A 12,952-nucleotide genomic window follows, 5' to 3' on the forward strand; every position below is an offset into this window, starting at 1 on the left:
CCTAACGGGAAATCTCGAGGATCGGGACGTAGGTGCTGCCGTTCTCGACGAGGTGCCCCGGAGCCAGGACGTAGAACTCGGAACGGCCGGCCTCGACGGCCTTCTGCATGGCGGCCTGGCGGTCGTAGTCGAACGGGTCGAGCAGGAAGCTGGGCGGTTTGACCCCGTCCGCGGCCGGGAGCGTGAAGTCGCTCTCGTAGACGAACGAGCCCGGCGAGGTGTGGAACGGCACGGTGGCCACGACGATCTTGAGCGGGCCGAACCGGGTGTGCACCTTGAGCGCGCTGTTGTCGTACTGGGTGACGCCGTCGAGCTTGCGCGCCCGGTAGGCGGACAGCGCCAGCGCCTTGGCGGCCTGGCCGAGGCCGACGGCCGGCATCAGCGACCACAGCGACCAGCCCACCCAGGTGCCGGGCGCCGCGCTGGGCGCCGCGCAATAACCACCCACCGGTACCGGTCCGTCGTAGCCGCTCGCTGCCATTTTTTCCTGTACGACGCGCAGGTGGTGCTTCACGTCGGTGTCGAACCGGAAGGTGGACCGCTCGACCATCGCGCGGAACCCCTCCTGGGACAGGCCGGCGATCACCGCGGCCGACGGCATCAGGATCAGGTCGACCATCACCCACTGCGGCATCGGAATGCCCCGGTCGCCGAACGCGATGCCGTTGATCACGTTGAACAGGTTGAGGAACTCGGCGGTCGACCAGCCCTTGTCGGTGGTGTCGGTGAAGTCGAGCCAGGTCAGCTTGTGCCCGTACGGCGTCTCGTGGAGATGACTGCGCAGGGTGTCGTTGGAGGCGAGGAAGAACTCGACGCCCCGCCCGACGAGTCCCTGGACGTTGTCGGCGAAGTGCGGAAAATGCACCTCCACCGGCGGCTGTTCCGTCACGCCTGTGCCTCCTCGCGCTGCTCGTGATCCGTACGACTCCATTTGCTCAGCTTTTCAGCCAATGCCGCCCCGGAGTCCGGTCCGCCGTCGCGCGCCACCACAAAGATCGTGTCGTCGCCCGCGATGGTGCCCACCACGTCGGTAAGCCCGGATCGGTCCAATGCGCTGGCCAGGAACTGCGCCGCCCCGGGCGGGGTGCGCAGCACCGCGATGTTGCCGCTCGCGTCCACCCCGGTGAGCAGTTCGCGCAGCAGCCGCAGCAACCGCGCCGGGCCCTGCCCGCTGGTCTCGCGCAGCGGTCGCTTGCCGTCCTCGGGGATGAGGTAGGCGCCGCTGACCTTCACGGCGCCGAGTTCCTCCAGGTCGCGGGAGAGGGTGGCCTGGGTGACCTGCACGCCGTCGCCGGCCAGGAGTTCGGCGAGCTCGGTCTGCGACCGGATCGATGTGTCCCGGATCAGCTCGACGATCCGGGCGTGCCGCCCGGCGCGGGTCACCGGCCCCGTCATGCTGAGCCTGCCTTGTGCATGCCCTTCTGGCCCTCGCCTGCGGCGCCGCCCGCAGGTGCGGCTGAGTGCCGCTCGGTGCGGGCGGTCATGCTGACTGCGCCAGCAGCCAGGTGAGCAGCGCCTTCTGCGCGTGCAGGCGGTTTTCGGCCTGGTCGAAGACCGCGCTCTGCGGGCCGTCCATCACGTCGTCGGTGATCTCCTCGCCGCGGTGCGCCGGCAGGCAGTGCAGCACGATGGCGTCCGGCGCCGCGGCACCCAGGAGCTTTTCATTGACCTGGTACGGGCGGAAGGGCGTGAACCGGTCCCGGCCGTCGTTCTCCTGTCCCATCGACACCCAGGTGTCGGTGGCCAGCACATCCACACCGTCGGCCGCCTCGAACGGGTCGCGCAGCACCTCGACCGAGCCACCGGTCCAGGCCGCGATCTCGGCGGCCCGGGACACCACGACCGGCGCCGGGTCGAAGCCGGACGGACCGGCGACCCGCACGTGCATGCCCGCGGTGGCGCCGGCCAGCAGGTACGAGTGCGCCATGTTGTTGGCCGCGTCGCCCACGTACGCCAGTTTGCGCCCGGCCGTCGCGCCGAAGCGTTCCCGGACGGTCTGCAGGTCGGCCAGCAGCTGACACGGGTGGAAGCCGTCGGTCAGCGCGTTGACCACCGGCACGTCCACCCCGGAGGCCAGCTCGACCAGCCGCTCGTCGCCGGTGGTCCGGAAGACCATGGCCGCCACGTACCGGGAGACGACCTTGCCGGCGTCGGCCAGCGACTCGCCCCGGCCGAAGTGGGTGGCCTGGGTGTCCACGATCAGCGGCTGGCCGCCCAACTCGGCGATGCCGGTCTCGAACGAGAGCCGGGTGCGCAGGCTGACCTTGTCGAAGAAGACCGCGACCGCGCGCGGCCCGGCCAGCGGCCGGTGGCCGAACCGGTCGGCCTTCATGGCGGCGGCCAGGTCGAGCACCGCGGCCTGCTCCTGCGGGTTCAGGTCGTCGTCACGCAAGAAGTGCCTGGTCACGACAAAGCCTCCAGGGCAGCGATGAGGGCGTCGGCCTGCTCGGCGCTGACGATCAGCGGCGGGGCCAGCCGGATCACGTCCGGCTGGCAGGCGTTCACCAGGAAACCGGCGTCGGCGAGCGCTGCTGCCAGGCGTACGGCATCAGGGTTTTTCAGCACGACGCCGAGCAGGAGCCCGGCCCCCCGGACCGAGGCCACCAGGGGGTTGGCCTCGAGGCCGCGGCGCAACTGCTCGCCGACCCGCTTCACGTGGTCGAGCAGGCCCTCACCGGCGATCGTGCGCACCACCGCGAGACCGGCCGCGCAGGAGACCGGGTTGCCGCCGAACGTGGTGCCGTGCGAGCCCGGGGTGAACAGGTCGGCGGCCGGCCCGAACGCCAGGCAGGCACCCAGCGGCAACCCGCCGCCCAGTCCCTTGGCCAGCGTGATGAGGTCCGGCTCGACGCCCTCGCTCTGGTGGTGGAACCAGTGCCCGGTGCGGCCCACGCCGGTCTGCACCTCGTCGAGCACCAGCAACGCGCCGTTGCGGGTGCAGATCTCGCGGGCACCGGCCAGGTAGCCGGGCGGCGGCACGACCACGCCGTTCTCGCCCTGGATCGGCTCCAGGATCACCATGGCGGTGTCGCCGGTGACCGCCGCGTCCAGCGCGGACAGGTCGCCGAAGTCGACGTGAGTGACCTCGCCGGGCAGCGGGCGGAACGGGTCGGCCTTGGCCGGCTGGCCGGTGAGCGCCAGCGCGCCCATGGTGCGGCCGTGGAACGCGCCGTGGGTGGCCACCACGTGCCCGCGGCCGGTGAGCCGGGACAGCTTGTACGCGGCCTCGTTGGCCTCGGCGCCGGAGTTGGTGAACAGCACCCGGCCGGCCCGTCCGGCCAGCGCCAGCAGCAGTTCGGCGAGCGACAGGGCCGGCTCGGCGACGTAGAGGTTGGACACGTGGCCGAGTTGCTGGATCTGCTGGGTCACGGCGGCGACCACGGCCGGGTGCGCGTGGCCGAGGGCGTTGACCGCGATACCGCCCAGGAAGTCGACATACTCCTTGCCGTGCTCGTCGATAAGCACCGCACCCCGGCCGCGGACCAGGGCGACCGGCGGGGTGCCGTAGTTGTTCATCATCGACTGCGACCACCGGTCGACCAGCGAGGTCATGCCTTTTGTCCGTTCAAGGATGGCGGGTGGGGCGGTTGGATGGATGCGGGGACCACCATCGTTCCGACTCCTTCCGAGGTGAAGACTTCCAGCAGGGTGGAGTGCGGGACGCGGCCGTCGACGACGTGCGCAGCGGGCACTCCACCGCGCACGGCCCGCAGGCACGCCTCCATCTTGGGGACCATGCCGGACTCGAGGCTGGGCAGCAGCTTCTCGAGGGCCTCGGCGTCGATCTGCGAGGTGAGCGACGAGGTGTCCGGCCAGTCGGTGTAGAGGCCGGGCACGTCGGTGAGCATGACCAGCTTGCGGGCGCCGAGCGCCTCGGCCAGCGCGGCCGCCGCGGTGTCGGCGTTGACGTTGTGCAGCACGCCGTCGGCGTCCGGTGCGACGGTGGCGATGACCGGGATGCGGCCGGCCGCGATCAGGTCGTCGACCGCCGAGGTGTCGACCCGCGTCACATCGCCAACCTGTCCTATATCAACGGATTTGCCATTGACAGCCGCGGTGCGCCGGGTGGCCGTGAAAAGGCCCGCGTCCTCGCCCGAAAGCCCGACGGCGAACGGCCCGTGCTGGTTGATCAGCCCCACCAACTCACGCCCGACCTGTCCGGTCAGCACCATCCGGACCACGTCCATGGCCTCGGGGGTGGTGACCCGCAGGCCGCCGCGGAACTCCGACTCGATGCCGAGTCGGCTGAGCATCCGGCTGATCTGCGGGCCGCCGCCGTGAACCACGACTGGACGCACTCCGACATATCGCATAAATACGATATCTTCTGCGAAAGCGCGCTGCAGTTCCGGCGAGATCATGGCGTTTCCGCCGTACTTGATCACGATAGTGGTGCCGGAGAATCGTTCCAGCCAGGGCAGCGCCTCGACCAGCACCCCGGCCTTCTCGAGTGGGGTCATGAGGAGTACGCCGAGTTCTCGTGCACGTACGCGTGCGACAGGTCGGTCGTCCAGATCGTCGCGGTCATCTCGCCCTCCCGCAGGTTGACCGTGATGGTCACGTCCCGCCCGGAGAGGTCGACCTTGGACCGGTCGTCGGCCGCCGCACCGCCCTTGCAGACCCACACCCCGTTGACCGCCACGTCCACCCGGTCCGGTTCGAAGGCCGCCGCCGTGGTCCCGACCGCGGCGAGGATCCGCCCCCAGTTCGGATCGTTGCCGAACAGCGCCGTCTTGACCAGGTTGTTGCGGGCCACACTGCGGCCCACCTCGACGGCGTCGGCCTCGCTGGCCGCGCCCTCGACCACGATCGCGACGTGCTTGGTGGCGCCCTCGGCGTCGGCGATCAGCTGCTGGGCCAGGTCGTGGCAGACCGCGGTGACCGCCTCGGTCAGCTCCTCGGGCGACGGCTGCGCGTCGGAGGCGCCGCTGGCCAGCAGCAGCACGGTGTCGTTGGTGGACATGCAGCCGTCCGCGTCGATCCGGTCGAAGGTGAGCCGGGTGGCCTCGCGCAGCGCGGCGTCCAGCACCTCGTTGTCGGCCGACGCGTCGGTGGTGACCACCACGAGCATCGTGGCCAGCGCGGGGGCGAGCATGCCGGCGCCCTTCGCGATGCCGCCGACTGACCAGCCCTCGCGCTGCACCACGGCGTTCTTGGCCACCGAGTCGGTTGTCATGATCGCCTCGGCGGCCCGGCCACCGCCGTCGGCGGCCAGTTCCTTGGCGGCCGCGGCGACGCCGGGCAGCAGCTTGTCCATCGGCAGCAGCTCGCCGATCAGGCCGGTGGAGCAGACCGCCACGTCGCCGGCGCCGATCAGCTGCGGTTTCACCCCGGCGCGCAGCACCGTGGCGGTGTGCTCGGCGGTGGTGTGGGTGTCCCGGAAGCCCTGCGAGCCGGTGCACGCGTTGGCGCCACCGGAGTTGAGCACCACGGCACGGACGATGCCGCCCTTGAGCACCTGCTGGCTCCACAGGACCGGCGCGGCCTTCACCCGGTTGCCGGTGAAGACGCCGGCCGCGGTGAAATCCGGCCCGTCGTTGACGATCAGGGCGACGTCGAGGTTTCCGTTGTCCTTGAGGCCGGCCGCGACGCCGGCAGCACGGAAGCCCTTCGGTTGGGTGACGGTCATGGGGCGACTCCATACGCGGACAGGCCCATGGTTTCGGGCAGGCCGGACATCAGGTTGGCGCACTGCACGGCCTGGCCGGCGGCACCCTTGCCGAGGTTGTCGAGGGCGCTGACCACCACGATGCGGCCGGAGTCGACGTCGACCGTGGCCTGGAGGTGGCAGGAGTTGGAACCGGCGGTGGCGGCCGTGTGCGGCCACCGGCCGGCCGGCAGGACATGCACGAACGGCTCCCCCGCGTACGCCTGCTCGAGGACGGCGCGCGGGTCGCCCTCGCCGGCCGGCACCGCGGTGACGGTGGCGAGGATGCCCCGCGGCATCGGCGCCAGCACCGGGGTCATCGACAGCGAGGTCGCCCCGGAGGCCTGTTTGATCTCGGGCACGTGCTGGTGCGCGCCGACCTTGTACGGAGAGAGGTCGCCCATCACCTCGCTGGCCAGCAGGTTGACCTTGGCGCTGCGGCCGGCGCCGGACGTGCCCGAGGCGGCCACCACGACCACGTCAGCGGGTGACGCGATGCCGGCGGCGATCAGCGGGGCTAGCGCGAGCGTGATGGTGGCTGCATAACAGCCCGTGTTGGCCACGCGGTCGGAGGCCGCGATCAGCTCCCGCTGGCCGGGCAGCTCGGGCAGGCCGTAGGTCCAGGTGCCGGCGTGCGTGCCGCCGTAGTACCGCACCCAGGGCTCGGGGTCGCGCAGCCGGAAGTCGGCACCGAGGTCGACCACCCTGACCCCGGCCGGCAGCTGCGCCGCCAGGGCCGCCGACTGACCGTGCGGCAGGGCGAGAAACACCAGGTCAGCATCGGCCAGGGCGGCGGGTTCGGTCGCGCTGAGCGTCAGGTCGAGGCCGGCGAGCTGCGGGTGTACGGCGGTGACGTGCGCACCGGCCTGCGAGTGCGCCGTGGCGGCCACCAGATCGAACTCGGGGTGCCCGGTGAGCAGGCGCAGCAGCTCGCCCCCGGCGTACCCACTTGCACCGGCGACCGCGACCCGGATTCCCATACCAACCTCCGCATGACTATGCAGCGAACCGTAGCAACCGGGGCCACCGGCGGGCAACCGTGATCCCACGAACGCGGGGGTGTGACGTGTGACACGTCCGTCACTCTGCGTACCACTCCATCGAGGGACAGGTGCGACGTCTGGTGACCGGACCAGCACTGTGGGTTATTTTCGAGGCCGACCTAGGGGGCGCCAATGCCACAGGACATTCAGCGGTTCCACTACGCCACCCGGGACTTCGAAAGCGCGCACGCGGTATTGGGCGATCTCTACGTGGGCCACGACGTCCGCGTCCGCGGGCCGGTGCGCGACTTCGAGTACCGGCAGGAGGCGGTGTCCACCGACGCCATCGCGGTGGGCCGAGTCCGCTATCAGATGGCGACCGACATGCTGGCGGAGCCGGTCGACCGACTGCTGGCCGGCTCGCTGACGGCCGGCCGGCTGGAGGCCCGGGCCGGCCGCGAGACGCACGGAATCGGGCCCGGCGAGGTGTTCCTCAACCGGATCGGCCCGGCGCTGGCCACCTACTGCGAGCACATCGACCTGGTCACGGTCAGCGTCGACCTGGAGCTGACGGCCGGCGTGGCGGCCGCGCGCACCGGGGTGGCGCCGGACGAATTCCGCTTCGAGGGGATGGCTCCGGTGTCGGCCGTGATGAACCGGTACTGGCGGGAAACCACGGTCTACCTGTACGAACTGTTCACCGGGCCGGAGGCTCCGCTGCGCAGCCCGCTGGTGGTGCGCTCGGCCGCGGAACTGGCTGCCGCCGCGGCGATCGTGGCCTTCCCGAACACCTCCACCGCCGCGTCCTACCTGCCCGGACCGGGTCAGGCGGCCCCGTCGTCGGTGCGGCGGGCGCTCGCCTACATCGAGAGCCACGCCGGCGATCCGATCACCGCGGCCCAGGTCGCGGCCGCCGCCCGGGTGTCGCCCCGCGCGATACAGGCGGCGTTCCGCCGGCACCTGGGCACCACCCCGAGCGGGCACCTGCGCCGGGTCCGGCTGGACCGGGCCCACCGTGATCTTCAGGCCGCCGATCCGACCCGGGGCGACACCGTGGTGGCGATCGCGAACCGCTGGGGCTGGGCCTCCCGGAGCCGGTTCACCGCCGACTACCGCAGCGCGTACGGTCACCCGCCGGACCGCACGCTGAGTACCTGACCGAAGGTTCCGGAACCGGGCCGGGGTGCCGGAACCGGTTCCGGGCTGGAAGACTTTCCCCCGAAAGTGAACTCGCAGACCGTGCCACAGCGGTCGTGACGACCGGAGGCACCGTGTCCGCTGACGTTCCGTACCGGGATGCCACCCTGCCCGTCGAGGCTCGGGTGGACGACCTGCTCGGCCGGATGACCCTGCCGGAAAAGGTCGGCCAGATGCTCCAGCTGGACGCCCGCAACGACGTCAAGGAGATCGTCAGCGAGAAGCTGGCCGGCTCGATCCTGCACACGTCGCCGGCCAAGATGCTCGAGGCCATCGACCTGGTCGCCACCACCCGGCTGCAGATCCCGCTGCTCACCGCCGAGGACTGCATCCACGGGCACTCGTTCTGGCCGGGCGCCACGATCTTTCCGAGCCAGCTCGCGATGGCCGCCTCCTGGGACCCGGCCCTGCTCGAACGGGTCGGCCGGGTCACCGCGGTCGAGGTGTCCACCACCGGCATCCACCAGACCTTCTCGCCGGTCCTGTGCATCGCCCGCGACCTGCGCTGGGGCCGGGTCGACGAGACGTTCGGCGAGGACCCGTTCCTGATCGGCGAGCTGGGTTCCGCGATGATCCGCGGCTACCAGGGTGGCGGGCTGTCCGACCCGACCGCGATCCTGGCCACCGCCAAGCACTTCGCCGGCTACTCCGAGACCCAGGGCGGCCGGGACGCCAGCGAGGCCGACCTCAGCCCGCGCAAGCTGCGGTCCTGGTTCCTGCCGCCGTTCGAGCGGGTGGCGCGGGAGGGCTGCCGGGTCTTCATGCTCGGCTACCAGTCGATGGACGGCGTGCCGATCACCGCGAACAAGTGGCTGCTCAACGACGTCCTCAAACAGGAGTGGGGCTTCGCCGGCACGCTCGTCACCGACTGGGACAACGTCGGCCGGATGGTCTGGGAGCAGCGGGTCTGCGCCGGCTACGCGGAGGCCGCCGCGGTCGCCGTGCGGGCCGGCAACGACCAGGTCATGGTCACCCCGGGCTTCTTCGAGGGGGCACTCGAGGCGGTGGAGCGCGGGCTCCTGCAGGAGCAGGAGATCGATGCGGCCGTACGCCGGATCCTGCGCCTGAAGTTCGAGCTGGGTCTCTTCGAGAATCCCCGCGCGCCCGACCCGGTCCGCCAGCGCGCGGTGATCGGCGCGCCCGAGCACGCCGAGTTCAACCTCGAGGTGGCCCGCCGCTCGCTGGTGCTGCTGCGCAACGACGGCGTGCTGCCGATCGACGCGGGCGCCCGGTTCAAGCGGATCGCGGTGATCGGCCCGAACGCCGATGACGTGTCCGCCCAGCTGGGCGACTGGGCCGGCAACTCCGGGCAGGTCGACTGGATGCCGGACGGGCACCCGCGCGAGCTGGTCGAGACGGTGCTGGACGGGTTCCGCGCGCTGGTGCCCGAACGCTGGGACGTGACGTACGCCCGCGGCGCCGAGATCGAACGCCTGGTGCCCGATCCGGAGGGCGAGACCTACCCGGACGGCCAGCCCCGGCCGCCGGTCTCGCAGTCCGCCCCGGTCGACGAGCACCTCCTCGAGCAGGCCCGCAACCAGGCGATCGGCGCCGACTACGCGGTCGTGGTGGTGGGCGACACGGTCAACCTCACCGGCGAGAACAAGTCGACCGCCACGCTCGAATTGCTGGGCGGCCAGATCGCCCTGCTGGACGCGGTGGCTGCCACCCGTACCCCGATGATTGTGGTTTTGATCAACTCCAAGCCGTGCGTGCTGCCGCCCTCGGCGCTCGGTGCGGCCGCGATCGTGCAGGCCTTCAACCCCGGCATGCGCGGCGGCCGGGCGATCGCCGAACTCGCGCTCGGCCTGATCGAGCCGAGCGGCCGGATGCCGCTGTCGGTGCCGCGGCACGTGGGCCAGCAGCCGGTCTACTACAACCAGATCCGCGGCCAGCACGGCACGCGGTACGCCGATCTGACCCAGGAGCCGCTGTTCGTCTTCGGCGAGGGCCTGTCCTACACCACGCTCGTTTACTCAGACATTTCGGTTTCATCCCCCATCGTGCCGATGGGAGGATTTATCCGGGCACGTGTAACGCTCACCAACACCGGCGAGCGGCCGGCGCTCGAGACCGTCCAGGTCTATGTCAGCGACCTGGTCAGCAGCGTCACCTGGGCGGTCCGCGAGCTCAAGGCCTACCGGCAGGTCACCGTGCCGCCCGGCGAGTCGGTCACGGTCGACCTCGAGGTGCCGGCCGCGGACTGCTCGCTGGTCACCGCGGACGGCCGCCGGGTGGTCGAGCCGGGCGACTTCGAACTGCAGGCCGGCCCCAGCTCGCGCGAGCGTGACCTGCTGAAAGCCCGGTTCACGATCACCGGTTGACACGAGCTGGCATCGTCGGCGCCGTGCCGATCGCGATTCTCGTCCGCGCCGCCGTCCGCCGCCTGGTGACCGCCGGCGCCCTGCTGGTGGCGCTCGCGGTGCTGGCGATGGCCGGCGGCGCGCTCTGGACCCGCGGGGTTTCGCACGGTCACGTTTACGACGAGAGCACCGTCCCGGCGGCGCCGGTCGCGCTCGTGCTCGGCGCGCAGGTCTACCCGGACGGCACCCCGTCGGCCTACCTGGCGGCCCGGCTCGACCTGGCCAAACGCCTGCTCGACGCCGGCAAGGTGCGGGCCATCCTGCTCTCCGGCGACCACAGCCGCTGGGAGTACGACGAGCCCGGCGCCATGCAGGTCTACCTGATCGCCCGCGGGGTGCCGGCCAGCCAGTTGGTGCTCGACTACGCGGGCTTCGACACGTACGACTCCTGCGCCCGGGCCCGCCGCATCTTCGGCGTCCGCCAGGCCGTCGTCGTCACCCAGACCTTCCACCTCGACCGCGCGGTGGCGCTGTGCCGCTCGCTCGGCGTGGACGCGACCGGCGTCGGCGACGACTCGGTCCGCTGGATGACCGCCATCTGGCAGCGCAACCTGGTGCGCGAACGGCTGGCCGTGGTCAAGGCCCTGGCCGACGTGGCGTCCCGCCGCGACCCGGTCTTCCTGGGCCGCTACGAGACCGGCGTCGACGACGCGCTGCGCGCCGGCTGACTACATCAGCCGGCTAAATCAGCTGGAAATGTCGGCCGCCTAGATTGTCCGCCATGGATGCGGCGGACCTGCGGATACGAACCCTCGGCGAGTGCCGGATCAGCTCACCGCTGCGCGGCCTGGTCACCCGGCACGGCACCACCGAGCACTACGTCGACGAGACCGACCGGGTGCTGTTCGACGACACCGTCGCGATGCTGGCCGGCCGCAACGGCGGCGACCTGCCGTCGTTCGAGCCCGGCGGCCCGCGCCGGCACATCTACTTCGACCCCTCGAAGATCCGGGTGGGCATCGTCACCTGCGGCGGCCTCTGCCCCGGCCTCAACGACGTGATCCGCGGCCTGGTCCTCGAACTGACCTCGCACTACGGCGTGTCCCGGATCGTCGGCTTCCGCAACGGCTACCGCGGCCTGGTGGCCCGGCACGGCCACGACGTCGAGGAGTTGACGCCCGCCCGGGTGCAGCACATCAACGAGCACGGCGGCACCGTCCTGGGCACCTCCCGCGGCAACCAGGACCCCGCCGAGATCGTCGACTGCCTGGACCAACTCGGCATCAACATCCTGTTCGTGATCGGCGGCGACGGCTCGATGCGCGGCGCCCAGCGCATCGCCCGCGAGATCGCCGACCGGGACCGCCGGATAGCCGTGGTCGGCGTCCCCAAGACCATCGACAACGACATCCCGTGGATCGGCCACAGCTTCGGCTTCCAGACCGCGTTCGGCAAGGCCACCGAGTCGATCCGGGCCGCGCACACCGAGGCCACCGCGCAGCCCGGCGGCGTGGGGCTGGTGCAGCTGATGGGCCGGCACAGCGGTTTCATCGCCTGCTACGCCGCGCTGGCCACCAACGACGCCGACTACGTGCTGATACCCGAGGTCCCGGTGGACGTGGACGCGTTCCTGCCGCACCTGCGCCGCCGGGTGCGCGAGCGCGGCCACGCCCTCGTGGTGGTGGCCGAGGGCGCCGGCCAGAACTACCTGCCGGCCGAGGGCACCGATGCCTCCGGCAACCGCAGCCTGGGCGACTTCGGCATCTACCTGCGACGCCGCATCCTGGACGACTTCACGGCCGCCGGCACCGAGATCAACCTGAAGTACATCGACCCCAGCTACGTGATCCGGAGCGTCCCCGCCAACCCGTACGACAGCGTCTACTGCCTGCGCCTGGCCCAGGCCGCCGTGCACGCCGCCATGGCGGGCCGCACCGAACTGGTGGTCGGAACCTGGCGCAACCGCTTCGTCCACGTGCCCATCCCGCTGGCCGTGGCCACCCGCAACCAGGTGGACCCCGACGGCGACCTGTGGATGTCCGTCCGGGAGGCCACCGGCCAGCCCGCGTCGTTCACCACTCCGGCCACCGACCGGGCCGCCGCCTGACCCGAGGTGGGGGTCCAGGCTCTTAGTCGTTTCTTAGGAATGCCGGGCAGATGCCCTTATCCACCGGGCCGAAGCTGGTGACCTCCACCCCTTCGAGCCGGGAGCAAGGATGACCCAGCAGAGCCCGCCGCCGGGCGAACCCGACGAGCCGACCGCGCGCCAGCCCGCCGTTCCCGGGCCGCCGCCGCCCTATCCGGCGACACCGGCGCAGCCGTCCTATTCACCCACGGCCGAGCAGCCGCCCTATTCACCCACGGCCGAGCAGACGGCGACCCAGCCGCCCACCGACCAGGCCGCGCCGGCACCCGCACCGGCGGCAACCGCGGCCACGGCGGCCGCGCCGGCCACGGCCGTCCCGCCCCGCCGGCCCTGGCGGAACCGCCGGGTGCCGATCCTGATCGCCGCCGCCACCCTGCTGCTCGGCTGCTTCCTGGGCGCGAGCGCGGTCGCCCTCGGCGCCGTCATCGTCAACGTCGGCGACGACCGGCACGACGGCCCGCGCATCTCCCGGGACGCCCGCGAGGGCCGGGTCGGCGACCGCGAGGAGTGGCGTGAGCACCGCGACGGCCGGCCCGCCCTGCCGCCGCACCGCCGGGAGCCCGGCGGACCGCCGCCCGGACCGGCCTCGCCGGCGCCGGCCGCGCCCGTGCCGTCGGCATCGTCGTGATATCGACAGGCATGGACATCCCGTCCTTCGTGGACGAGAGTGCGAGGT

Annotated in this window: 12 protein-coding genes; 5 read left to right on the plus strand and 7 right to left on the minus strand. The window is 71.6% G+C overall.

The annotated features are described in order from the left end of the window. Position 1: 1 nt before the first annotated feature. The 7 genes from Ari01nite_RS00185 to argC form a co-directional block, all read right to left on the minus strand. Positions 2–889: a hypothetical protein gene (locus tag Ari01nite_RS00185; protein ID WP_203778344.1), complete on the minus strand. Its 888-nt coding sequence runs from the start codon at positions 887–889 to the stop codon at positions 2–4. Then, the gene (locus Ari01nite_RS00190) at positions 886–1,395 is read right to left on the minus strand and encodes an arginine repressor (RefSeq protein WP_203778345.1); all 510 of its coding nucleotides are present in this window, start codon (positions 1,393–1,395) and stop codon (positions 886–888) included. Before Ari01nite_RS00190 ends, Ari01nite_RS00185 begins: the two co-directional genes overlap by 4 nt. A gap of 85 nt (positions 1,396–1,480) precedes the next feature. After that, on the minus strand, positions 1,481–2,407 hold the full coding sequence (gene argF / locus Ari01nite_RS00195; RefSeq protein WP_203778346.1) for an ornithine carbamoyltransferase: 927 nt from the start codon (positions 2,405–2,407) through the stop codon (positions 1,481–1,483). Next, the gene (locus Ari01nite_RS00200; protein ID WP_203778347.1) at positions 2,404–3,552 is read right to left on the minus strand and encodes an acetylornithine transaminase; all 1,149 of its coding nucleotides are present in this window, start codon (positions 3,550–3,552) and stop codon (positions 2,404–2,406) included. The genes argF and Ari01nite_RS00200 overlap by 4 nt, the downstream gene beginning before the upstream one ends. Further along, complete coding sequence (gene argB, locus Ari01nite_RS00205; RefSeq protein ID WP_203778348.1) at positions 3,549–4,460, minus strand: acetylglutamate kinase; 912 nt, start codon at positions 4,458–4,460, stop codon at positions 3,549–3,551. Before argB ends, Ari01nite_RS00200 begins: the two co-directional genes overlap by 4 nt. Continuing rightward, a complete protein-coding gene (gene argJ / locus Ari01nite_RS00210) occupies positions 4,457–5,629 on the minus strand; it encodes a bifunctional glutamate N-acetyltransferase/amino-acid acetyltransferase ArgJ (RefSeq protein WP_203778349.1) in 1,173 nt (390 codons plus the stop codon). Before argJ ends, argB begins: the two co-directional genes overlap by 4 nt. After that, positions 5,626–6,627, minus strand: coding sequence for an N-acetyl-gamma-glutamyl-phosphate reductase (gene argC, locus Ari01nite_RS00215; protein ID WP_203778350.1), 1,002 nt, complete (start codon positions 6,625–6,627; stop codon positions 5,626–5,628). Before argC ends, argJ begins: the two co-directional genes overlap by 4 nt. A gap of 195 nt (positions 6,628–6,822) precedes the next feature. Here argC and Ari01nite_RS00220 point away from each other — a divergent pair, with 195 nt between their 5' ends. The 5 genes from Ari01nite_RS00220 to Ari01nite_RS00240 all read left to right on the plus strand — a co-directional run bounded on the left by Ari01nite_RS00220 (position 6,823) and on the right by Ari01nite_RS00240 (position 12,904). After that, entirely contained in the window at positions 6,823–7,788 is a 966-nt protein-coding gene (locus Ari01nite_RS00220) for an AraC family transcriptional regulator (RefSeq protein WP_203778351.1), read from the plus strand. A gap of 113 nt (positions 7,789–7,901) precedes the next feature. Continuing rightward, positions 7,902–10,151, plus strand: a complete 2,250-nt coding sequence (locus Ari01nite_RS00225) for an exo-beta-d-1,3/1,6-glucosidase (protein WP_203778352.1) — start codon at positions 7,902–7,904, stop codon at positions 10,149–10,151. Beyond that, positions 10,148–10,858 carry a SanA/YdcF family protein gene (locus tag Ari01nite_RS00230; RefSeq protein WP_239162366.1) on the plus strand — a complete coding sequence of 237 codons (711 nt, stop codon included), beginning with the start codon at positions 10,148–10,150 and terminating at the stop codon, positions 10,856–10,858. Before Ari01nite_RS00225 ends, Ari01nite_RS00230 begins: the two co-directional genes overlap by 4 nt. Before the next feature lie 53 nt (positions 10,859–10,911). Further along, complete coding sequence (locus Ari01nite_RS00235) at positions 10,912–12,237, plus strand: ATP-dependent 6-phosphofructokinase (RefSeq protein ID WP_203778353.1); 1,326 nt, start codon at positions 10,912–10,914, stop codon at positions 12,235–12,237. A gap of 109 nt (positions 12,238–12,346) precedes the next feature. Continuing rightward, on the plus strand, positions 12,347–12,904 hold the full coding sequence (locus Ari01nite_RS00240) for a hypothetical protein (protein ID WP_203778354.1): 558 nt from the start codon (positions 12,347–12,349) through the stop codon (positions 12,902–12,904). Positions 12,905–12,952: the final 48 nt, after the last annotated feature.

Source organism: Paractinoplanes rishiriensis (genome assembly GCF_016862375.1).
GTDB lineage: Bacteria > Actinomycetota > Actinomycetes > Mycobacteriales > Micromonosporaceae > Actinoplanes > Actinoplanes rishiriensis.

Bases quoted from the DNA above. Each gene is read 5' to 3' on its own strand.
- Ari01nite_RS00190 (WP_203778345.1), bottom strand. From the start codon at position 1,395: ATGACGGGGCCGGTGACCCGCGCCGGGCGGCACGCCCGGATCGTCGAG.
- Ari01nite_RS00200 (WP_203778347.1), bottom strand. From the start codon at position 3,552: ATGACCTCGCTGGTCGACCGGTGGTCGCAGTCGATGATGAACAACTAC.
- argB (WP_203778348.1), bottom strand. From the start codon at position 4,460: ATGACCCCACTCGAGAAGGCCGGGGTGCTGGTCGAGGCGCTGCCCTGG.
- argJ (WP_203778349.1), bottom strand. From the start codon at position 5,629: ATGACCGTCACCCAACCGAAGGGCTTCCGTGCTGCCGGCGTCGCGGCC.
- argC (WP_203778350.1), bottom strand. From the start codon at position 6,627: ATGGGAATCCGGGTCGCGGTCGCCGGTGCAAGTGGGTACGCCGGGGGC.
- Ari01nite_RS00220 (WP_203778351.1), top strand. From the start codon at position 6,823: ATGCCACAGGACATTCAGCGGTTCCACTACGCCACCCGGGACTTCGAA.
- Ari01nite_RS00235 (WP_203778353.1), top strand. From the start codon at position 10,912: ATGGATGCGGCGGACCTGCGGATACGAACCCTCGGCGAGTGCCGGATC.
- Ari01nite_RS00240 (WP_203778354.1), top strand. From the start codon at position 12,347: ATGACCCAGCAGAGCCCGCCGCCGGGCGAACCCGACGAGCCGACCGCG.